The organism is Microbacterium alkaliflavum (genome assembly GCF_044325405.1).
In the GTDB taxonomy this organism is placed as follows: domain Bacteria; phylum Actinomycetota; class Actinomycetes; order Actinomycetales; family Microbacteriaceae; genus Microbacterium; species Microbacterium alkaliflavum.
Map to the genome: position 1 here is coordinate 1,131,521 of NZ_JBIQWL010000001.1, position 21,729 is coordinate 1,153,249.

At 72.0% G+C, this 21,729-nt stretch carries 19 protein-coding genes; 12 read left to right on the forward strand and 7 right to left on the reverse strand.

The window, feature by feature from the left end; genetic code table 11:
* A complete protein-coding gene (gene pth, locus ACH3VR_RS04855; protein WP_396639614.1) occupies positions 1-585 on the forward strand; it encodes an aminoacyl-tRNA hydrolase in 585 nt (194 codons plus the stop codon).
* Between the two features lie 163 nt (positions 586-748).
* Here the strand turns inward: pth and ACH3VR_RS04860 are convergent, their stop codons facing one another.
* Entirely contained in the window at positions 749-1,846 is a 1,098-nt protein-coding gene (locus tag ACH3VR_RS04860; protein WP_396639615.1) for a hypothetical protein, read from the reverse strand.
* Between the two features lie 71 nt (positions 1,847-1,917).
* Between ACH3VR_RS04860 and mfd the strand changes: the two genes are divergently transcribed.
* Together mfd and ACH3VR_RS04870 are read left to right on the forward strand one after the other, a co-directional pair.
* Positions 1,918-5,535, forward strand: coding sequence for a transcription-repair coupling factor (gene mfd, locus ACH3VR_RS04865; RefSeq protein WP_396639616.1), 3,618 nt, complete (start codon positions 1,918-1,920; stop codon positions 5,533-5,535).
* Entirely contained in the window at positions 5,532-6,245 is a 714-nt protein-coding gene (locus tag ACH3VR_RS04870; protein ID WP_396639617.1) for a gamma-glutamyl-gamma-aminobutyrate hydrolase family protein, read from the forward strand. The genes mfd and ACH3VR_RS04870 overlap by 4 nt, the downstream gene beginning before the upstream one ends.
* A 194-nt stretch (positions 6,246-6,439) precedes the next feature.
* Here ACH3VR_RS04870 and gdhA read toward each other — a convergent pair whose 3' ends face one another.
* Complete coding sequence (gene gdhA / locus ACH3VR_RS04875; RefSeq protein ID WP_396639656.1) at positions 6,440-7,777, reverse strand: NADP-specific glutamate dehydrogenase; 1,338 nt, start codon at positions 7,775-7,777, stop codon at positions 6,440-6,442.
* A gap of 146 nt (positions 7,778-7,923) precedes the next feature.
* Here gdhA and ACH3VR_RS04880 point away from each other — a divergent pair, with 146 nt between their 5' ends.
* A complete protein-coding gene (locus ACH3VR_RS04880; RefSeq protein WP_396639618.1) occupies positions 7,924-8,523 on the forward strand; it encodes a gamma carbonic anhydrase family protein in 600 nt (199 codons plus the stop codon).
* Positions 8,524-8,553: 30 nt separating this feature from the next.
* Here ACH3VR_RS04880 and ACH3VR_RS04885 read toward each other — a convergent pair whose 3' ends face one another.
* Positions 8,554-8,739: a hypothetical protein gene (locus ACH3VR_RS04885; RefSeq protein WP_396639619.1), complete on the reverse strand. Its 186-nt coding sequence runs from the start codon at positions 8,737-8,739 to the stop codon at positions 8,554-8,556.
* 50 nt (positions 8,740-8,789) lie between these two features.
* Entirely contained in the window at positions 8,790-11,465 is a 2,676-nt protein-coding gene (locus ACH3VR_RS04890; RefSeq protein WP_396639620.1) for a phosphoenolpyruvate carboxylase, read from the reverse strand.
* A 68-nt stretch (positions 11,466-11,533) separates the two neighbouring features.
* Here ACH3VR_RS04890 and ACH3VR_RS04895 point away from each other — a divergent pair, with 68 nt between their 5' ends.
* From ACH3VR_RS04895 to ACH3VR_RS04905, 3 genes are all read left to right on the forward strand, one after another.
* Positions 11,534-12,697 (forward strand): Na+/H+ antiporter NhaA, encoded by a 1,164-nt coding sequence (locus ACH3VR_RS04895; protein ID WP_396639621.1) that lies wholly within the window; start codon positions 11,534-11,536, stop codon positions 12,695-12,697.
* Positions 12,694-13,479, forward strand: a complete 786-nt coding sequence (locus ACH3VR_RS04900; protein WP_396639622.1) for a MazG family protein — start codon at positions 12,694-12,696, stop codon at positions 13,477-13,479. The genes ACH3VR_RS04895 and ACH3VR_RS04900 overlap by 4 nt, the downstream gene beginning before the upstream one ends.
* A gap of 111 nt (positions 13,480-13,590) precedes the next feature.
* Positions 13,591-14,862, forward strand: a complete 1,272-nt coding sequence (locus tag ACH3VR_RS04905) for a histidine--tRNA ligase (RefSeq protein ID WP_396639657.1) — start codon at positions 13,591-13,593, stop codon at positions 14,860-14,862.
* 132 nt (positions 14,863-14,994) lie between these two features.
* Here the strand turns inward: ACH3VR_RS04905 and ACH3VR_RS04910 are convergent, their stop codons facing one another.
* Positions 14,995-16,248, reverse strand: a complete 1,254-nt coding sequence (locus ACH3VR_RS04910) for an APC family permease (protein ID WP_396639623.1) — start codon at positions 16,246-16,248, stop codon at positions 14,995-14,997.
* A 121-nt stretch (positions 16,249-16,369) separates the two neighbouring features.
* Here ACH3VR_RS04910 and ACH3VR_RS04915 point away from each other — a divergent pair, with 121 nt between their 5' ends.
* Positions 16,370-17,188: an SGNH/GDSL hydrolase family protein gene (locus tag ACH3VR_RS04915; protein WP_396639624.1), complete on the forward strand. Its 819-nt coding sequence runs from the start codon at positions 16,370-16,372 to the stop codon at positions 17,186-17,188.
* Positions 17,189-17,440: 252 nt separating this feature from the next.
* Here the strand turns inward: ACH3VR_RS04915 and ACH3VR_RS04920 are convergent, their stop codons facing one another.
* Entirely contained in the window at positions 17,441-17,941 is a 501-nt protein-coding gene (locus ACH3VR_RS04920; protein WP_396639625.1) for a VOC family protein, read from the reverse strand.
* An 85-nt stretch (positions 17,942-18,026) separates the two neighbouring features.
* On the opposite strand from ACH3VR_RS04920, the gene ACH3VR_RS04925 reads away from it, so the two are divergent.
* The gene (locus tag ACH3VR_RS04925) at positions 18,027-18,788 is read left to right on the forward strand and encodes a helix-turn-helix domain-containing protein (protein ID WP_396639626.1); all 762 of its coding nucleotides are present in this window, start codon (positions 18,027-18,029) and stop codon (positions 18,786-18,788) included.
* Here ACH3VR_RS04925 and ACH3VR_RS04930 read toward each other — a convergent pair.
* The gene (locus ACH3VR_RS04930; RefSeq protein ID WP_396639627.1) at positions 18,785-19,258 is read right to left on the reverse strand and encodes a DUF4442 domain-containing protein; all 474 of its coding nucleotides are present in this window, start codon (positions 19,256-19,258) and stop codon (positions 18,785-18,787) included. The two genes, ACH3VR_RS04925 and ACH3VR_RS04930, sit on opposite strands and share 4 nt — an antisense overlap.
* Before the next feature lie 92 nt (positions 19,259-19,350).
* On the opposite strand from ACH3VR_RS04930, the gene ACH3VR_RS04935 reads away from it, so the two are divergent.
* From ACH3VR_RS04935 to ACH3VR_RS04945, 3 genes are read left to right on the forward strand one after another with little or no spacing between them, the layout of a single operon-like run.
* Positions 19,351-19,707, forward strand: a complete 357-nt coding sequence (locus ACH3VR_RS04935; RefSeq protein WP_396639628.1) for a GntR family transcriptional regulator — start codon at positions 19,351-19,353, stop codon at positions 19,705-19,707.
* Entirely contained in the window at positions 19,697-20,686 is a 990-nt protein-coding gene (locus ACH3VR_RS04940) for a CPBP family intramembrane glutamic endopeptidase (protein WP_396639629.1), read from the forward strand. Before ACH3VR_RS04935 ends, ACH3VR_RS04940 begins: the two co-directional genes overlap by 11 nt.
* Positions 20,686-21,693, forward strand: a complete 1,008-nt coding sequence (locus ACH3VR_RS04945; protein ID WP_396639630.1) for a DUF1648 domain-containing protein — start codon at positions 20,686-20,688, stop codon at positions 21,691-21,693. The genes ACH3VR_RS04940 and ACH3VR_RS04945 overlap by 1 nt, the downstream gene beginning before the upstream one ends.
* Positions 21,694-21,729 lie beyond the last annotated feature (36 nt).

Below are 21,729 nucleotides of genomic sequence, written 5' to 3' on the forward strand. Positions count from 1 at the left end.
ATGGCGGAGACGTGGCTGGTCGTGGGGCTCGGCAACCCGGGGCCGCGCTATGAGCTGACGCGGCACAACGTCGGCCAGCTCGTCGTCGACGAGCTCGCGGCGCGGCGAAGCGAAGCGTTCAAACAGCACAAGGCGAACGCGCGGGCGGCCGAGACCTGGCTGCGCCCGGGCGGCCCGAAGATCGTGCTCGCGAAGCCGAATTCGTTCATGAACGTCTCGGGCGGCCCGGTCGCCGGCCTCGTGAAGTTCTACGGCATCGATGCCGACCATGTCGTCGTGGTGCACGACGAGCTCGACATCCCGTTCGATACGATCAAGCTGAAGGTCGGCGGCGGGCACGGCGGTCACAACGGCGTCCGCGACGTCGCGAAGGCGCTCGGCACAGCCGACTTCCCCCGCGTGCGCGTGGGGATCGGGCGCCCGTCCGGCCGGCAGGATCCCGCCGACTGGGTGCTCGACCCCTGGGGCGCGACCGAGCGCAAGAACCTCGACATCCTCGTCGGCGATGCGGCCGACGCCGTCGAGCAGCTGATCGGCGAGGGCCTCCTCGCCGCGCAGCAGAAGCATCACGCCCCGCGGGTCTGACGCGCTCTCCGCGCGTGCACAGCTTCGGAGATCTCGCCCGACGCGCCGGGTGACCTCGGCGCGCCGCGCAGATTCTCCGCAGTTGTGCACGTCCGAGGTCTGCGAACTCCTCGCCTCGGTCCCCGAGCTTGTCGAGGGGTCGACGCCGAACCCGCGAGGGGCGTCAGCCGCCGACACCCGATCCCGCGGCGAAGCCTGCCGAGATGAAGACGTTGACGGCGACGAAGAACGCCACGGGCGCGAACACGGCGAGAGCGACGGCGGCGATGCCGGCACCGCGGCCGCGATCGGTCACCATCGCGACGATGCCCTGTGCGAGGGCCCACAGGCCGAGGGCCGTCCCCACCCAGAACGACACTTCGCCGAGCAGCACCCAGTCACGCACGGGGGACAGGACGCTCCAGTCGAAGTCGCTCGACAGTGGCCGGTTCGCGAGCTCCTTGCCCGTGCCGAGGCCGATCTGGAACGACGCGATCGACACGACGAGCGTCGAGCCGACCGCGGCGATGATGCCGACCACGAGCGCGACGACGCCGAGCGTGCGTCGGCGCTCGGGAGCGGCCAGCGGACCGCCGAACGCGGGCTGGGCCGATGGTCCGGGGTATCCCGACGGCGCGACGTAGGCGGGAGCGAGGGGCTCCGGCGCCGGCGGGCGGGGCGCCGTGCCCGGATACCCGGGGTATGACGAGGGCGGGGGATAGCCCGACGGGGCGGCGAACGACGGCGGGGCCGGCGCGTGTCCGGCCTGCTGCGGCGGCGCGTACCCTGCCTGCTGCGGCGGCGCGTACCCCACCTGCGGCGGCGGCTGTGCGTAGTCCACCTGCGGCGGCTGTGCGTATCCTGCCTGCTGCGACGGCTGTGCGTACCCCGCTTGTGGCTGCTGTGCGTGTCCCGCCTGTGGCTGCTGTGCGTGTCCCGCCTGCGGCGGCTGTGCGTATCCTGCCTGCTGCGGCGGCTGAGGGTAGCCGCCCCGCGCCGGCGGGTACGAGCCCTGCGCAGGCGGATGAGGCCCTGCAGCCGGCGGATACGGCGCCTGAGCCGGCGGATGCGGCGCCTGAGCCGGCGGATAGGCCCCCTGAGGCTGCGGGTGGGCGCTCTGCTGCGGCGCCGGCGGATGGGCGGCCTGCGGGCCGGGGGGATGCCGCGGAGCCGGCGGCACCGGCGCGTAGGACGCCTGCTCGCCCGAGGGTGCCTGCGGCGCGGCATCCTGACCCGCGGGAGGGTTCGGAAGCGGCGGGCGCGGCGGCACGGGGTCGGTCACGCGACTCATCCTAGGAGCCGCGCGTCGCCGCCTGGAGCCCGCATGTCGGAGGGCGCGAATAGACTCTTCCGGTGACAGTTCCCGGGATCGTGCGCGCCCTAGAACAGGCTGACTCGTTCCGGGATGCCGTGGCTTCAGCGTCCGTCGACGCCGACTTCTCGCTCGCCGACGGCCTCGACGCCCCGCTGCTCGCAGCGCTCCTGGAGCGACGCCGTGCAACCGGGCGCCCGCCCGTACTCCTCGCGATCGCTCCGACCGGCCGTCGGGCCGAATCGCTCGGCACGGCGCTCGAGACGCTGCTGCCCCGCGGCGAGGTCATGCACTTCCCGGCGTGGGAGACGCTGCCGCACGAGCGGCTGAGCCCGAGCGCCGAGACCGTGGGCCGTCGCCTCGAGGTGCTGCGCCGCGTCGCGGCGCGGACCGCCGACGCGCCGCTCATCGTCACGGCGTCCGTGCGCGGCGCCCTGCAGCCGTTGGCGGCGGGCCTGGCCGATGCGGCGCCCATCGAGCTCGTCGTCGGCGGCCGGGGATTCGACCTCGGCGACGTCGCGGCGCGCCTCGTCGAGCTGGCCTATCACCGCGTCGACATGGTCTCGCGGCGCGGCGAGTTCGCGCTGCGCGGCGGCATTCTCGATGTCTTCCCTCCCACCGCGCCGCATCCGTTCCGTGTCGAGTTCTTCGGCGACGAGGTCGACCAGATCCGGGCGTTCTCGGTCGCCGACCAGCGCTCGCTCCCCGGCGAGGTGCGCGAGGTCTCGCTCGTGCCGAGCCGCGAGCTGCTGCTCACCGACGGCGTGCGGGCGCGCGCGCGCCAGCTGAAGGATGAGTTCCCCGCCATCCGGGGCATGCTCGAGAAGATGGCCGAGGGCATCCCGGTCGAGGGCATGGAGTCGCTCACGCCGGCGCTCGTCGACAGCCTCGTCACGATCGTCGACTACCTGCCCGAGGGATCGGCGGTCGCCCTCGTCGATCCTGAACGATCGGTCACGCGCGCCATCACGCTCGGCGAGACGAACCGGGAGTTCCTGGATGCCGCCTGGTTCGCGGCGACGTCGGGCGCGAGCACGCCGATCGACCTGGGCGCGGGCGACTTCCTCACCATTCCGAAGCTCCGCGAGGCCGCGGGCGATCGGGGCGACGCCTGGTGGACGCTCTCCGGCTTCGACTCGGGGGCGGCCGCCGCGAGCGCCGAGGGCCTGCTCGACGAGGACATCGATGTCGCGCTCGAGGCCTCGGCCGCGATCCGCGTGCCGGGCTCGGCGGTTCCGTCGTTCCAGGGCAACGTCGACGGTTCGACCGCGCACGTCGGCGAGCTGCTCGCCGACGGCTGGCGGGTCGTGGTCGCAGCATCCGGAACGGGGCTCGTCGAGCGCGCCCGGGATGTGCTCGCGGAGCGGGGGATCGCCGCCCGCAAGGTCGAGTTGCTCGATCAGGCTCCCGAGGCCGGCGTCGCGCACGTCGTCGTCGCGGCGCTCGAGCGCGGCTTCGAGGCGCCCGACGCGAAGCTCGCCGTACTCACCGAGACCGAGTTCTACGGCCGCACGATCGGCGGCGACAACCGGGTCGTCAAGAAGCTCGCGTCGCGGCGCAAGAATGTCGTCGACCCCCTGCAGCTCAAGACCGGCGACTACGTCGTGCACGCCACGCACGGCATCGGCAAGTTCGTCGAGCTCACGCAGCGCGAGGTGTCCAGCGGCGGGCGCAACGCCGTGAAGAGCGTGCGCGAGTACCTCGTGCTCGAGTACGCGCCGTCCAAACGCGGCTATCCGGGCGACAAGCTCTTCGTGCCCACCGACCAGCTCGACCTGCTCTCGCGCTACGTCGGGGGAGAGGCGCCGGCCCTGTCGAAGATGGGCGGCAGCGACTGGGCGCAGGCGAAGGGCCGGGCTCGCAAAGCCGTGCGCGACATCGCCGTCGAACTGGTCAAGCTGTATTCGGCGCGGATGGCCGCGAAGGGCTACGCGTTCGGCGCCGACACCCCCTGGCAGCGCGAGCTCGAAGAGGCCTTCCCGTTCGCCGAGACCCCCGATCAGCTGCAGACGATCGACGAGATCAAGGCCGACATGGAGAAGCCGATCCCGATGGACCGGCTGCTGTCGGGCGACGTCGGCTTCGGCAAGACCGAGGTCGCCGTGCGCGCCGCGTTCAAGGCGATCCAGGACGGCAAGCAGGTCGCGATGCTCGTCCCGACGACGCTCCTGGTCAAGCAGCACCTCGAGACGTTCTCCGAGCGGTTCGCGGGGTTCCCCGTCAAGGTGCGGCCGCTCTCGCGCTTCCAGACCGACAAGCAGGCGCGCGAGACGATCGCAGGCCTCACCGACGGCACCGTCGACATGGTCATCGGCACCCACCGCATCCTCACCGAGAAGGTGATCTTCAAAGACCTCGGGCTCATGATCATCGACGAGGAGCAGCGGTTCGGCGTCGAGCACAAGGACCAGCTGAAGAAGCTCAAGACCAACGTCGACATCCTCGCGATGAGCGCGACGCCGATCCCGCGCACGCTCGAGATGGCGGTCACCGGCATCCGCGAGATGTCCACCCTGCAGACACCGCCCGAGGACCGGCATCCCATCCTCTCCTTCGTCGGAGCGCGCAACGACAAGCAGATCGCCGCCGCGATCCGCCGCGAGCTGCTGCGCGAGGGCCAGGTGTTCTACGTGCACAACCGCGTGCAGTCGATCCAGCGCGTCGCGGCCGAGCTCGCCGAGCTCGTGCCCGAGGCGCGCATCGCGGTCGCGCACGGCCAGATGGGCGAGCACGCGCTCGAGCAGGTCGTCGACGACTTCTGGGAGCGCAAGGCCGACGTGCTCGTCTCGACGACGATCATCGAGACGGGCCTCGACATCTCGAACGCCAACACGATCATCATCGACCGCGCCGACAAGTACGGGCTCAGCCAGCTGCACCAGCTGCGTGGGCGCGTCGGCCGCGCGCGGGAGCGGGCGTACGCGTACTTCCTCTACGACGACCTCAAGCCGCTGTCCGAGACCGCGGCCGACCGGCTCGAGACGATCGCCGTCAACAACGACCTCGGCAGCGGCATGCAGGTCGCGCTGAAAGACCTCGAGCTGCGCGGCGCCGGCAATCTACTCGGCGCCGAGCAGGCAGGACACATCGCCGGCGTCGGATTCGACCTGTACCTCCGCATGATCGGCGAGGCCGTCGCGGCCTTCCGCGGCGAGGAGAACGAGGGCCCCGCCGAGCTCCGGCTCGAGCTGCCCGTGCAGGCGCGCATCCCCGAGTCGTACATCGACAGCGAGCGACTGCGCCTCGAGGCGTACCAGAAGCTCTCGGCGGCGGCCTCCGCCACCGCGAAGGACGAATCGATCGGCCTCGTCATCGACGAGCTCCGCGACCGCTACGGCGAGCCCCCCGCCGAGGTCGAGGGCCTCGTCGCGGTCGCGCGCCTCCGCCGCCGCGCCGCTCGCGCGGGGCTCGCCGACGTCGTCGCGATGGGACCCAACCTGCGCATCGCGCCGGCGAACCTGCCCGACTCGCGCCGCGTGCGCCTGCAGCGGCTGTACCCGAAGGCGAAGCTCGTCGCGAGCGGCGAGGCGCTCGTCGTGCCGCTGCCCACGGCGGGCGGCGAATCCGTCGGCGACGCCGACCTCATCGCGTGGGTCGGACAGCTGCTCGAGCAGCTGTGGCCCGAGCCGGCCGCCGACGCCGGCGGTGCGACGCCGTGATCCCTGTCGTCGTCACCTACTCGAGCTCGACCCCGCGCCACGACGCGCAGTTCGCCCGCGAGCTGCGCGAGCTCGCCGACATCGCGGGCGACGCGGCGCGCGAGGCGGGGCTCGACGTGCGCTGGGTGAACGCGGCGGCTCCGGATGCCTCGGCCCACGCGCTCGTCTCCAGCAGCCGCGGCGTCATCGTGCTCGGGGGCGCAGACGTCGATCCTGCAGGCTATTCGGCGCAACCCGCCGGCACGTGGATGGACTCGGCGGATGCTGCGGCAGACGCCTTCGAGGGTGCGCTGATGCGCGCCGCGATCGACGCGGGAACGCCGGTCTTCGCGATCTGCCGCGGCGCGCAGCTGCTCAATGTCGCGCTCGGCGGCACGCTCGTGCAGGACCTCGGCTCCGGCATGCACCGCGACGAGGATCCGGACGTGCTGATGCTCACGCACCCCGTCGACGTCGCCGCGGGCACGCGCCTTGCGGGCATTCTCGGCGCCGGCGCCCACGACATCCGGTCGGGCCATCACCAGGCCATCGACCGGCTCGGGGAGGGACTCGTCGTGAGCGCGACGGCGCCCGACGGCATCGTCGAAGCGGTCGAGCTCGCCGGCGACGCGTGGGCGGTCGGCGTGCAGTGGCACCCCGAGGACGCCGGGGCCGACCCCGCGGCGCTCCGGGCGCTTCTCGACGACTTCGCGCGGGCTGCGGCGGCCTGACGCAAGCCGGTCGTCGGCCATCGCGAAACTCGCGGTCGGCCTCACATCAGTAGGTCCGCGGCCGCCGGAAACACGCGTTCCGCCTCATCGGCCGCGCGCCAGAACAGGAGTTCTGGCGCACGCAGGCCGATTCCACGCGGATCGACCTGTCGGCGCCAGACCTCCTGTTTTCGCCAGGCCCCCGCCGCCGGCCGTCAGATGACGCCCTGTGCCAGCATCGCGTGCGCGACACGCTCGAAGCCTGCGGAGTTCGCACCGACGACGTAGTCGCCGGGGCAGTCGTAGCGGGCGGCGGCGTCGAAGGCCGAGTCGTGCACGTTCTTCATGATCGAGCGGAGCTTGGCCTCGCTGTCGTCGAACGACCAGCGCTGACGCGCGGCGTTCTGGCTCATCTCGAGCGCCGAGGTCGCCACACCGCCCGCGTTGGCAGCCTTGCCCGGTCCGAAGAGCACGCCGGCCTCCTGGAACGCGGCGACGGCGCCGGGCGTGGAGGGCATGTTGGCGCCCTCCGCGACGGCGCGGACGCCGTTCCCGATGAGCGTGCGGGCGTCGTCCTCGTCGAGCTCGTTCTGCGTCGCGGACGGGATCGCGATGTCGACTGCGACCTCCCACGGCCGGCCGCCCTCGACGAAGCGGGCCGAGCGGCGGCGTGCCGCGTACTCGCTGATGCGCGCGCGGTCGACCTCCTTGACCTGGCGCAGCAGATCGACGTCGATGCCGGCGTCGTCGACGATGCAGCCCGACGAGTCCGAAGCGGTGACGGGGAGGGCACCGAGCTGCCACGCCTTGGCGGTCGCGTAGATCGCGACGTTGCCCGAGCCCGAGATCGCGACGCGCTTGCCTTCGAGCGACTCGCCGTGCACGCCGAGCATCTCGTCGACGAAGAAGACCGCGCCGTAGCCCGTGGCCTCGGTGCGCACCTCCGCACCGCCCCACTGCACGCCCTTGCCCGTGAACATGCCGGACTCGTGGCGGTTCGTGATCTTGCGGTACTGGCCGAACAGGTAGCCGATCTCGCGCGCGCCGACGCCGATGTCACCGGCCGGCACGTCGGTGTGCTCGCCGAGGTGGCGGTACAGCTCGTTCATGAACGACTGGCAGAAGCGCATGACCTCGGCGTCGGAGCGGCCGTGCGGGTCGAAGTCGCTGCCGCCCTTGGCTCCGCCGATGCCCTGACCCGTCAGGGCGTTCTTGAAGATCTGCTCGAAGCCGAGGAACTTGATGATCGACAGGTTCACCGACGGGTGGAAGCGGAGGCCGCCCTTGTAGGGGCCGAGCACCGAGGAGAACTGCACGCGGAAGCCGCGGTTCACCTGCAGGCGTCCGGCGTCGTCGACCCACGGGACGCGGAACATGATCTGGCGCTCGGGCTCGACGAGCCGCTCGACGATGCCGCCCTCGACGAACTGCGGGTACGTCTCAAGCACGGGCGAGATCGAGACGAGCACCTCGTGCACGGCCTGCTGGAACTCGGGCTCGTGCGGATTGCGGGCGACGACGGTGTCGTAGACGTCGCGCACGACGGCGGGCAGGGCGAGGAGGGTCTCGGTCACGGTGGAGCTTTCTGGTCGAGAGGGGGCAGGGCTCGGAAGCCTCCTCCACCCTAGGGCGACCGGGCGCGGCCACTCGCAGCGCGAGCCCGCGACGATACGCTGGCACCGACCACGCAGGAGGAACGATGCAGTTCGAGCATCTCGGGGCGAGCCCCCGCATCCATCCCGAAGCCGTCGTCGCGCCGACGGCCGTCATCAGCGGCGACGTCACGATCGGCCCGGACTGCCATGTGCTGCACGGCGCCGTCATCACCGCGGAGGGCGGGGCGATCACTCTCGGCGAGAACGTGATCGTCATGGAGAACGCCCTCATCCGGGCGACGGCGGCGAACCCGGTGCACATCGGCGACCACGTGCTGGTGGGACCCATGGCGAGCGTCTCGGGTGCCATCATCGGCGACGAGGTGTTCCTCGCGACGGGCACGCGCATCTTCAACGGCGCACACATCGGCGCCCGCACCGAGGTGCGCATCAACGCCGTCGTGCACCTGCGCACGACACTGCCGGAGGAGTCGACGGTGCCCATCGGCTGGGTCGCGGTCGGCGACCCGGTGCAGATCCTTCCCCCCGACCGGCACGAGGAGATCTGGGCGGCGCAGCGCGAACTCGACTTCCCCGGCTACGTCTTCGGACTTGACCGCGACACGCCCGATCTCATGGTGCAGCTCACCGAGCGCTACGGCCGCGGGCTCGCCCGGCACGCCCACGACCGACAGCTGGAATGACGGGATGCCGCGGCATCCCTCACCCCGACGCTAGCTCCAGACCGACCCGCAGTCGCGGCAGCTGAACTCGATCTCGAACACCTGGCGTCGCAGCTCGTCGCCGCGCTCCAGCTCCACCGTGAACCAATCCGGCTCGACCGTCTGCACCCGCAGAGACGCACAGACGGGACACACTTCGACGGCCACTGCCGGGCCGTCATCCCACGTCCTGACCATGGCGCCCACGGTACGCCGCGCCTTCCCGGCGCGCGGGAGCGACGCGCGTGTCAGCCGGTGTTCTGCAGGCCCGCCGCGACGCCGCTGACCGAGAGCAGCAGCAGGCGCTGCTGATCGGGATCGGCCGGGATCCCTTCGAGTGCGGCCTCGCGCAGCGCCCGCAGGGCGCGCAGCTGCAGGAGCGACAGGGCATCGACGTAGGGGCTGCGGAGCTTGACGGCGCGCTGCAGGATCGGACGGTTCTCGAGCAGCTCGGCGCCGCCCGCGACGCGGATGACCCACGACCGCGTGAGGACGAGCTCGTCCATGACGACCTCGGCGAGGTCGTCGCGGTCGCCCAGTTCGAGGTAGCTGCGCGCGATGCGGCTGTCGGCCTTCGCGAGGCTCATCGCCACGTTGTCGATCAGGGTGCGGAACAGCGGCCACTCGTCGTACGCGCGGCGCAGCAGCTCCTCGTCGCCGACGGCCTCGAGCGCCGTGCCGAGGCCGAACCAGCCCGCGAGGTTGATGCGCGCCTGCGTCCACGCGAACACCCACGGGATCGCGCGAAGGTCTTCGAGCGACTCGACCGACAGCCCCCGTCGCGCGGGGCGCGAGCCGAGCGCGAGCAGGCCTATCTCCTCCATGGGGGTCACCTGCGCGAACCACGGCGCGAAGCCCGGAGCCTTCACGAGCGCGAAGAAGCGGTCGCGGGATGCCTTATCCATCGTCGCGGCCGCCTCGGCGTACCGCTCGGCGGCGGCGCGGTTGCGCTCTTCGATGGAGGGTGCCGACGCGAGCAGCACGGCCGCGGCGACCTGGTCGATGTGGCGCATCGCGATGGCCGGGTCGCCGTAGCGCGCGAAGATGACCTCGCCCTGCTCGGTGAGCTTGAAGCGCCCGTCGACCGAGTGCGGGGGCTGACCGAGGATCGCCGTGTTGGCGGGACCGCCGCCGCGGCCGAGCGCGCCGCCGCGGCCGTGGAAGAGGGTCAGCTCGATGCCGCTGTCTTCGGCCCACGCGGCGATGCGCGCCTGCGCCTCGTAGAGCGCGAGGGTCGCGGCGACCGGTCCGACGTCCTTCGACGAGTCGGAGTAGCCGAGCATGACCTCGAGGCGTCGGTCGGTCGCCGCGAGGCGCGCCGCGAACGCGGGGTGCTCGACGATCTCGGCGAGGATGCCGGGCGCGGCCTGCAGGTCGGCGAAGGTCTCGAACAGCGGGATGACGTCGAGCACGGGGGTGTCGCCACCTTCGCCCGCCGCGTACGCCGCGAGGCGATGCACATTGGCGAGGTCGTCGGCCGACTGCGTGAACGACACGATGTAGCGGCCGGCCGCGCGAGGGCCGAGGCGGCGCTGGATCGCTGCGATGCTGCGGAAGACCTCGAGCACCTCCTCGGTCTGCTCGCTGCGCGCACCGCCCGCGTCGAGCTCGGCGAGCGCCTTCGCGTGCACAGCGGAGTGCTGGCGCACCTCGAGCTCGGTCAGGTGGAACCCGAACGTCTCGACCTGCCAGATGAGCTGCTGCAGGTGCCCGTACGCCTGCCGCGGCGCAGGGGCCGCGACCAGCGACTCCTGGACGACGCGCAGGTCGGCGAGCAGCTGCTCGGGGTCGGCATAGGCGATCGCCGCGTCGCGTCGCTCGGTCGCGGCGATCTTGCGTGCGATGAGCAGCAGGGCGCGGCGGTGCGGTTCGTTGGGCGAGCGCTTCGCGATCTCCGCCGCGGCATCCTCGTCGTCGATCACGAGGCGCTTGAGCAGCGCCGTCAGCGCGGCGCTCGGGGGAGTGGTGGCTGCGTCGAGGGTCAGCGTGCGGCCGATGCGGCTGGTCGTGCGCTCGAGGCCCAGCAGGATGTGCTGGCTCGCGATCTTGGCGGCCTTGCGCGTGACCGACGACGTCACGAACGGGTTGCCGTCGCGGTCGCCGCCGACCCACGAGCCGATGCGCACGAAGGGGCGCACGATGGGCGCGCGCGAGCCCGCCGCCGGACCCTGCAGCGCGTCGTCGATGCGTCGGTACACATGCGGGATCGACGTGTACATCGTCTCGTCGAAGATCTCCATGACGGCGCGCACCTCGTCGGTGGGCGCCGGCTTCTCGGCGCGCAGGGGCGCCGTTCGCCACAGCGTGTCGATCTCCTCGACCATCCGGCGCTCGGCGCGACGCTCGTCGGCGCCGTTGCGCAGCATGGCGTCGTGCTCGTCGAGGAGGGTCGCGAGGCGGCGGATGCTGCGCGAGATCGCGCGCCGGCGCGCCTCGGTGGGGTGCGCGGTGAAGACCGGGTGGAAGCGCATCGACTGCAGGCGCTTGAGCGCCGTGTCGTCGCCGACCTCGGCGGCCAGGCGCACGAACGCGGCGGCGACCGAGTCGGTGGCATCCTCCTTCTCGGGACGCCCGTCGCGCTCGCGGAGGATGCGCACGCGCTGGTGCTCCTCGATGAGGTTCATGAGGTGGAAGTACACGGTGAAGGCGCGCGCGACCTCGTCGGCGCGCTCGACCGTGAAGGAATCGGCGATGGCGGCCGCCCGCGCGAAGGCCTCGGGAGTCTCGTCGGTGTAGGCCTGGATCGTCGCGCCTCGGAGTCGCTCGACGTCTTCGTACAGGCCCGGCGAGCCGCTCTCGCGCAGGACGCGCCCGAGCAGGGCGCCGAGCTTGCGCACGTCGGCGCGCATCCGCTCGGGGATCTCCTGACCGGCTTCGTAGCGACCGACGAGGTCGATCGCCTCGGTCTTGGTGAGTTCGGGCATGCGTTCCACCGTATCGCCGCGGTGTTTCACGTTCGTGACGTGTGACAAACTTCACTCTCGGAGGTCTCGTGAAGCTGCTTCGATCCGCCCGGTTCCCTGCCATCCTGCTGCTCATCGCGGCGGTCGCAGGCCTCGTCATCGCCAATTCGCCCATCGGCCACGACGTGATCGAACTGTCGCACGCGCATCTGGCGATCCCCGGCACGCCGATCGACCTCTCGCTGACGCACTGGGTGTCCGACGGCCTCCTCGTCTTCTTCTTCTTCATGGTGTCGGTCGAGCTGCAGTTCGAGCTCACGCGCGGCGAGCTGCGCAGCGCGCGGCGCGCGATCCAGCCGGCCCTCGCGGCGGCGGGGGGCGTGATCGTGCCCATCGCGATCTACCTGCTCATCACCGCAGGGAGCGGCTTCCAAGAGGGCTGGCCCATCCCTACCGCGACCGACATCGCATTCGCGCTCGGTGTGCTCGCCGTGTTCGGCCGAGGCCTTCCCTCCGGCGTGCGCATCTTCCTGCTGGCCCTCGCGATCATCGACGACGTCGTCGGAATCGTCTTCATCGCGGTGCTGTTCGCGACGGATCTGAATTACGGGATGCTGGCCGCCGGCCTGCTCACGACGGTGCTGTTCGGCATCCTCAGCCGCATGCTCCACACGCGGGCGCGCCGTCTTGTGATCGCGCTTCTCGTCGTGCTCGCCGCCCTCACGTGGGTGTTCATCCTGCTGTCCGGCGTGCACGCGACGATCGCCGGTGTGCTGCTGGGGCTCGCGATGGCGCAGACGCCGGCGCTCGTGACGCGCCATGTGATGGAGCCGTGGGTCAACGCCGTGATCCTGCCGCTGTTCGCCTTCACGGCGGCGCTCGTCCCGATCCCCGACTTCAGCGGACCGGGTGTGAGCGTGTTCTGGGGCGTGCTCATCGCGCTCCCGGTCGGAAAGATGATCGGCATCGCCGGGCTCGGCTGGCTCGGCCAGCGTCTTGTGGGAACGCCCGATCACCCCAAGCTCGCGCTCGGCGACCTCATCGCGGTCGGCGCGCTCGGCGGCATCGGCTTCACCGTGTCGCTGCTGCTGGCGAACCTCGCGTTCGCGGCCGACGCGGTCGTGCGCGACAAGGCCGTGCTCGGCGTCCTGGCCGGCTCGGTGATCTCGGCGATCGCGGCGGGGATCTTGCTGACCCTCCGCGTGCGCCACCATCGCCTTGCCGGCACAGCCGTGGAGGAGCAGACGACATGACCGAAGACGACGGATGGCCGCGCGTCGGCGCCGACCCGCTGCGCGAGGCCGCCGACACGATGCGCGCCGTGCGCGACCGCTGCGTCTGGACGCAGCAGATCGACCACCGCGCCCTCGTGCCCTACCTCGTCGAGGAGAGCGCCGAGCTCATCGACGCCGTCGAGGAGGGAACGCGCGACGACCTCCGCGAAGAGCTCGGCGACCTCCTGTGGCAGGTGCTCTTCCACTCCGAGATCGCGTCGCGCGATGCCGACGATCCGTTCGACATCGACGACGTCGCACGCGGGCTGACGGAGAAGATGGTGCGCCGGCATCCCCATGTCTTCGGCGACGCCGTCGCGAACACGCCCGAAGAGGTGCTCGTGCACTGGAACGCCGCGAAGGCCGCCGAGAAGGGCTCGCGCACGAGCGTGCTCGACGGCGTGTCTTCGCACATGCCCTCGCTCGCGCTCGCGCAGAAGCTCCTCGGCAAGGCGACCTCGGTCGGCGCTCCGGTCCCCGCCCCATCGCCGAAGCCGGGGATTCCCGCCGAAGCCGAGGGCGACGCCCCGGGTCTCGACGAGAATCCCCGCTCTCGCAAGGTCGAGTCGGGAGTGGCGTCGGAGGCCGAGCTCGGCGACGCGCTCCTCGCCCTCGTCGCGACGGCCCGAGCCCACGGCTGGGACGCCGAGCGGGCGCTGCGCGAACGTCTCCGTGACCTGGAGCGGAGCATCCGCTCCGCCGAGGCGTCCACGCCCCCCGAAACCACATCCACCCCTCCCGAAAACAGGAGCGACGGCTGAGACAGGACGCGGGAGGCGGGATCGTCCTGGGGTCGCCGATCCTCCTGTTCTGGGACGTGGCAGCCGACCTGAAAAGATAGAGCCGTGGCATCCGTCAATCCGCCGCGCGGCATGCGCGACTTCCTTCCCGCAGACAAGGCCCGGCGCGAGCGCGTGCTCGCCGTCATCCGCCAGCGCTACCGCGCGCACGGCTTCGACGAGATCGAGACGCCCGTCGTCGAGGAGTACGCCCGCCTGCATGCGGGCATCGGCGGCGACAACGAGAAGCTCGCGTTCAACATCCTCAAGCGGGGCATGGATGCCGAGGCCGTCCGCGCCGCGGCGGACGACCAGTCCGCGCTGACCGACCTGGGCCTGCGCTACGACCTCACGGTGCCGCTCGCGCGCTTCTACGCGAGCCACCGCGCCGAGCTGCCGACGGTCTTCCGCGCCATCCAGATCGCGCCCGTGTGGCGCGCCGAGCGTCCCCAGAAGGGCCGCTACCGCCAGTTCGTGCAGTGCGACATCGACATCATCGGGGATGCCTCGGCCCGCGCCGAGGCCGAGCTCGTCGTCGCGACGCTCGACGCCGTCGACGCGCTGGGCCTCGAGGGCGGATCGGTGCGCATCAACGACCGGCGCGCCCTGGACTGGATGCTCGACAGCTTCGGATTCACGCCCGACGAGCGTCCCGGCGTGCTCATCACGATCGACAAGCTCGACAAGATCGGTCCCGAGGGCATCGTCGCCGAGCTCCGCGACCGCGGCGCGACGCCGGCCGCCGTCGACGCGTTCGAGGCGTTCCTGCGGCGGCCCATGACGCTCGAGTACAACCCCTACGGCGAGCGGCAGATCCGCAAGGCGCTGCCCGAGGGCGCGCCCGACGACGTCGTGGCGCACCTCGTCGGGATCGGGCAGGCCGTCGTGGCGTCGCGCGGCCGGGTGAGCGACCTCGTCGCAGACGTGCCGCTCGTGTTCGACCCGTTCCTCGTGCGCGGCATGGGCTACTACACGGGCACGATCTTCGAGCTGGCGCATCCCTCGGTGTCGTACTCTCTCGGCGGCGGCGGGCGGTACGACGGCATGATCGGCCGGTTCCTCGGTCAGGACGTGCCCGCCGTCGGCTTCTCGATCGGGTTCGAGCGCATCGTCGACCTGGTGACGTCGGCCGAGGCGGACGGCGCAGCCGCCGTCGTGCTCGTGCACGACCGCGATGTGCCGGTCGGGGAGCTCCTCGCGCTCAAGGCCGTGCTCGTCGCGGAGGGCTCGCGCGTGCGGCTCGAGCAGCGCACGAAGAACCTCAAGCCGCTTCTCGAGCGGGCGGCATCCGACGGCTACTCGGCCTTCGCAACGGTCTCCGCCGGCGCGTCCCGCGAGAGCCTGGAGATCAAACAGCTCGCGTGACCTCGGCGCGTGGGCTGCGGCGATTCGCGCTCGGGGAAGCACCTCGCCGCGATTTGAGTCTCCGGCGCCGTGATTCGGTTGCGGCGATTGGCCGTCGGCACTGCACATCGCCGCAACTGAGTTTCCCTCGCCTCAGGCCGCCCTGGTGAGGCGCAGCCGCACGGCGCGGTAGACGACGCCGATGACGATGATCCCCGCGCCGATCGCCACGGCCTGCCAGGGCAGAGTGACCACGAGCACGACGCAGCCCACGCCGCCGACGATCTGCAGTGCGCGCGGGTAGCGGCGCACGTCGGCGCGCTGGCGGAACGCCGCGATGTTCGCGACGAGGTAGTACAGCAGCACGCCGAACGACGAGAAGCCGATCGCCCCGCGCAGGTCGACGAGCGACACCAGCACGACGACGACGATCCCGAGGGTGAGCTCGGCGCGGTGCGGCACGTGCCAGCGCGGATGCACGGCGGCGAGGTAGCGGGGGAGGTCCCCCTCGCGCGCCATCGCGAAGCTCGTGCGGCCGATCCCGGCGATGAGCGCGAGGAGAGCGCCGAGCGACGCCGCGGCAGCGCCGACGCGCACGACAGGCTCCGCCCACTGCCAGCCGGATGCCGCGACCGCCGCCGCGACGGGCTCCGTCGACGCGGCGGTCGCGTCGGGTCCGAGTGCCGAGAGCACAGCGAACGCGACCGCCGTGTAGACGACGAGCGCGCCGAGGAAGGCCAGCACGATCGCCCGCGGGATCGTCCTGGCAGGGTCGCGCACCTCTTCGCCCATCGTCGCGATGCGCGCATATCCGGCGAAGGCGAAGAAGAGCAGGCCGGCCGACTGGAGGATGCCGTACCACCCGTCCGCCCAGAGCGCGTCCGCGCTCAGCCAGCCCGGGGCGTCGGGGGCGGCGAAGCCCGCCGCGACGGCGATGGCGAGCGTCAGCAGCACGACCACGACGATGATGCGTGTGAGCTGCGCTGTGCGGGTGACGCCGAACCAGTTGACCGTCACGAGCGCGACGACCGCGAGGATCGCGACGGGCTTCTCCCATCCGGGCGGGGCGGCGTAGGCGGCGAAGGTCAGAGCCATCGCGGCGCAGCTCGCGGTCTTGCCGATGACGAAGCCCCAGCCGGCGATGAAGCCCCACCACGGACCGAGCTCGGCGCGCCCGTAGGCATAAGTGCCGCCGGACATCGGATGGACGGCCGCGAGCTGCGCCGACGACGTCGCGTTGCCGAAGGCGACGATCGCGGCGACGGCGAGCCCGATGAGCAGGCCGGAACCCGCCGCCCCCGCCGCGGGACCGAACGCCGCGAAGACGCCGGCGCCGATCATCGAGCCGAGACCGATGAAGACGGCGTCGCCCAGGCCGAGGCGCCGCGAGAGACCGGGTGCACTCACGCTTCGAACCTACCGACCAGGCCTCGCGAGACTTCGCGTATGTCCGCTCTGAGCGCTCGAACGGAGCATCTGTGAAGTCTCGCGTAACCATCCGTTCACCCCAGGGGCGTCGAATCGGGCCGTGACCCGCTCGCGGACCGCCGTCCTCGCCACCACGGGCTCGATCGTCGGCGCCGGTGTCGCCCTGGTGAGCGTCCGCGCGCTCCTGCATCGGCAGGCGGCGATCGCCCGGCGCCGCATCGGCAAGCCGCACGGCGAGGACGCCCTCGATGCCGACCGCGTGTGGCGCCGCTCGCTCGGTGGCGATCCCATCGACCTGCTCGTCCTGGGCGACTCGATCGCGGCGGGCCTCGGAGCGCAGCGCCGCAAGGAGACGCTCGGCGCCCGGCTCTCGAAGGGTCTCGCGGGGCGCCTCCATCGTCCTGTCCGGCTGCGCACCGGCGCGGTCGTCGGCGCCGAGACGTCGATGCTCTCGGGACAGCTCGACGCCCTGCCTGCCGACTACCGGCCGCACGTCGCGGTCATCATCGTCGGGGGCAACGACGTCACGCACCGCGTGCCGGTGTCGACCTCGATCGGACACCTCGAGGCCGCGATCCGCCGCCTGCACGAGCGCGGCACGGGCGTCGTCGTCGGCACGTGTCCCGACCTCGGCGCGCTCCGGCCGGTGCCTCAGCCGCTCCGCGCGCTCGGCGGCCGCATGTCGCGGCAGCTCGCGACGGCGCAGGCCGCCGCGGCCCTGCGGATCGGCGCCACGCCCGTGTCGCTCCGCCGTGCCGTCGGCCACGTCTTCGTCTCGCAGCCGCACGAGATGTTCAGCCTCGACCGCTTCCACCCGAGCGCGCTCGGCTACCGCCGCACGGCCGACGCGCTCCTCCCCGCCGTCGTCCACGCGGCAGCCGAGGCGCCCCTGATCCACGCAGCGGGTAAGGCGCCCTGATCCAGGGGGCAGCTGAGGCACCCCTGATCCACGCGGCAGCCCGGGCCGCCTCATCGAGGCGCCAGCCGAGGCGGCCGCTCGCGCGAACAGAGCCTGAACCTCACTGCGACCCGACCGAGGCCGCCCTCATTCAGGCGGCAGCCGGGGCCGCCCCTCGCGCGAACAGAGCCTGAACCTCACTGCGACCAGACCGAGGCCGCCCTCGTCGAGGCGCCAGCCGAGGCCGCCGCTCGCGCGAACAGAGCCTGAACCTCACTGCGACCCGACCGACGCCGCCCACTCGGAGACGCGTGCGGCGCTCTCCTCCTCCGAGAGGTCTTCGATGCGCGTCATCACCGACCAGCGCACGCCGAACGGGTCCCGGATGCTCGCGAACCGGTCGCCCGACACGAACGTCGAGGGCTCCTCGCGCACGGTCGCGCCCGCCTCGACCGCGCGCGCCGTGACAGCGTCGACATCGGACACGTAGATCCCGATCGAATAGCAGTCGGCGTCGCCCTCGGGCGCGGGCACGAGGCCGTACTGCGGGCTCGGCTCGCCGAGCTGCAGCAGACCGAGACCGAAGTCGACCGTCGCGTGCACGACGAGGCCGTCGAACTCGGTCACATCCACGATCCGCGCGCCGAAGACGTCGCGGTAGAAGTCCAGCGCGCCGCGCGCGCCCGAGATCGCCAGGAAGGGCGTGAGGCTCGTCGCGCTGTGCGGACGGCCGTCTGTCGTGTGGGCGCCGGTCGCGCCGGTCGTGTTCGTCATGCCTCCACCTTCGCGAACAGGGGATGCCGCCGGCTTGGAGATTCGCGACAACCTCCGCGTCGGGGGTGCGTCTACCGTGTCAAGCGTGACCGACCCAACGCGTGGCGTGCTCTACCCCGACCGTCTGCCGCGCTTCACCCGGCTTGCGCCGCCGGTCGCGGCATCCGACCTCGTCGCGTGGTTCTGGATTCCCCGGTGGGACCTCCCCGACGGCGTCGAGTCGCGGCAGCCGGTGCTCGGCTTCCCCGCCGCGAACCTCGTCGTCGAAGGGCCCGACGTGACGCTGTGGGGAGCGACGACGCGGGCGTCGGAGCGCGTGCTCCGGGGGAGCGGATGGGCGGTCGGCGCCCTCCTGCGACCCGCGGCGTTCGCGCGACTGAGCGGTGCGCCCAGCGACCTGGTCGACACGTCGGTCGTCGTCGAGGCCCCGGAGCTGAGGGACGCCGTCGGCGGCGCGATGCCCGACGACGGCGCGGCCGTCGACGTCTTCGCGGCGTGGCTGGTTCGGCGTGCGGCGCCGCCGACGCCCGAGGGGCGCCTCGCGAACGAGATGGCCGAGCTGCTGCTGACGGATGCGTCGATCCTCCGGGTCGAGGACGCCGCCGAGCGCCTCCGCGTCTCGGTGCGGACACTCCAGCGGCTTGCGCACCGCACGGTGGGCCTGTCGCCGGTCGCGATGATCCGCCGCCGTCGACTCCAGGAGGCCGCGCAGCGCGTGCGCGACGAACCGGAGGCATCCCTCGCCGACATCGCCGCCGACCTCGGCTACGCCGACCAGGCGCACCTCGCGAACGACTTCCGCGCCGTCCTCGGGATGACGGCGTCGGAGTACCGCGCGGCGACTTAGACCGCAGTGCCGTCGGTCACGCGCCTCTTCTCGCGCACGTACACCTCGCGGCGCACTCGGGCGACGACGTCGCCCGAGGCATCCGTGATGTCCGTCTCGAACCACTCGAGCACCTTGGCGCCGCCGCGCGCCCGTGCGCGCAGCTCCTCGGCCTTCTCGCGCGGCACCGAGAAATGCGCGGTCAGCACGCCGCGCCCGGGCTTGACGAACTCGATCTCGCCGCGCGTGTCCCACACGACGTGGTCGCGGCCGAGCTGATGCATCACGAGCATGAAGAAGTACGGGTCGGTCATCGCCGACATCGAGCCGCCGAATGCCGTCTTGACGTAGTTGCGCGTGAAGACGTTGACGCGCAGTTCGACGGTCGCCTGCGTCCAGTCATCCGAGATCCGTCTGACGCGGATGCCGCTGAACAGGTTCGGGATCCACAGGCTCATACCGATCGCGAGCCGCCGGGGGGTCATGCGCATCGCGCCAGTGTGCCAACACGAGGGATGCCGCGCATGTCGGTTGTCGGCGATCCACAATGTCGTATTTGTTCTAGTTGTAATAGAATAATCGTGTGTTGGTGAGGATCGATCCCGAGAGCGAGGCGCCGCTGTTCGCGCAGATCGCCGCGTCGGTGCGAGCGGATGCCGCCGCCGGCCGGGTGCGGCCGGGCGATCGCCTTCCTGCCGCGCGTGAGATCGCCGCGGCGCTCGGGGTCAATGTGCACACCGTCCTGCGCGCGTATCAGGACCTCCGCGACGAAGGCCTCGTCGAGCTCCGGCGGGGCCGCGGCGCCGTGCTGACCGAGCAGGCGGCGGCGCTGGAGGCACTCCATCACGACATCCTCGACCTCGTGGCGCGGGCGCGCGCGGCGGGGCTCCCGTCCGACGCCCTCGCAGCCCTGGTGAAGGAGATCGCCCGTGACCGCTGAACCGACCACTCGTGCAGCACGTGCTGTGCGAACGACCGATCGCGTGGCGTGGCCCGCTGTCGTAGCCTTCGTGCTGCTGGCCTGCGGCCTCGCCTGGCTCGTCGCGCTGCCGCTCTGGCTCGGCGAGGGGCTCGCCTCGCCGCTGACCCCGCTGATCCTCCCGGCCATGATGCTCACTCCCGCCGTCGCGACGGTCGTCGTCATGTTCGCCTTCCGCGCACCGGCGAAGGGGCGACTGCGCTTCCTCGGCCTGTGGCCGCTGCGGCCGGCCGGCCGGCTCGTCCTCTTCCTCGCGCTCGGCCTCGTGCTCCCGATCCTGGTGGTCTTCGCCGCGACGCTTCTCAGCGGTGCGCTCGGACTCGCACGCCTCGATCTCGTCGGGTTCTCCGCCTTCGCGGACCAGCTGACGTCGGCCGTTCCCGAGGAGACCCCGCTGCCTCCGGTCGGCCTCCTCGTCGCCCTTCAGCTCCTGATGCTCCCGCTGGGCGCCGTGTTCAACAGCGTGCTCGCGTTCGGCGAAGAGGTCGGCTGGCGCGGCTGGCTGCAGACGGCGCTCCTTCCTCTCGGCACCTGGCCGAGCCTGCTCATCACGGGCGCCGTGTGGGGGCTCTGGCACGCGCCGATCATCCTGCTGGGCTACAACTTCGGTCGTGCCGACGCGACGGGACTCCTGTTCATGATGGGCGGATGCCTCGCCTGGGGCGTGCTCCTCGGCTGGCTGCGGCTGCGGAGCGCATCGCTCTGGCCCGCTGTGCTGACGCACGGGTCGCTGAACGCCGCAGCCGGCGTCGTGCTGCTGCTGGCGGCATCCGGTCAGGCACCCGACCTGGCCCTCGTCGGCCCGCTCGGAATCGTCGCGTGGGGCGTGCTCGCGGTCGTCGTGGTCGTGATCGTGCTGCTGCGGGAGTTCCGTGCCGGCAGGCCGGCCGAGGCATCCGTCGCCGCGGATTCCGCTCTCCAGGCGGGGGCTGTCGCGTGATGGCCGCGGATCGTTCGGCGCAGGTGTCGCGCTTCGTCCTCGTCGCGGTGGTGCTGCCGCTCCTGATCACGGTCGTCGCGATCGTCGCGCAGCTCGTCGTGATGCCGCAGCTTCCCGACCCCGTTGCGGTGCACTGGAATGCGAGCGGTGAGGCCGACGGCTTCGCCGCGCGGTGGCTGTACCCCGTCATGACGCTGCTCATCGCGGGCGGGCTCCCGCTTCTCCTCGCGCTCACGAGCCTGCCCGGCCTCCGCCGCGGGCACGGCGGACCGACGTATCGCTTCATGGGGGCTGCGGCCCTCGGGCTCAGCGCGTTCGGCGCCGTCCTGCTGACCTGGCTCATGGTCATGCAGGCGGGGCTCGCCGACGCGACCGAGGCGCCGAGCGTCTGGCCGGCCCTGGTCGGGGGCCTCGTCGCGGCGGCCGTCGGGGGAGTGGGCGGCTGGTTCCTGCAGCCCCACGTCGCGCAGCCCGAGCCGGAGACCCTTCCGGCGACGACGATCTCGCTGCGCCCCGGGGAGCGCGCCGTGTGGATGCGCACGGTGTCGATCGGCCGCGGGGCCGCGGCCGGCATCCTGCTGGGCACGGTGGCCGTCGCCGTCGCCGCTGTCGCGGTCTATCTGGCGGGGGCGGATGCCGCGGTGGTCTGGCTGATGGCGGGGCTCACGGCGCTGCTCATCGTGCTCGCCGCGACGACGCTCGCGTTCCACGTGCGGGTCGACGAGGCGGGGCTCGAGGTGCGCTCCGCGCTCGGACTCCCGCGGTTCCGCGTGCCCCTCGCCCAGGTGTCGCGCGCGACCGCCGTCGAGGTCAACCCGATGGGCGAGTTCGGCGGGTGGGGGATCCGTCTCGTGCCCGGGCGCTTCGGCATCGTCATGCGCACCGGCCAGGCGATCGAGGTGTGGCGCGCAGGCGGGCGGCGCTTCGTGGTGACGGTCGACGACGCCGCGACGGGCGCGGCGCTGCTGCAGGCGCTCGCCGAGCGCTCGCAGCCGGCGACCGCCTGAGCTCCGGGGCGCGAATCGGGCCCCGGGGCGCGACTC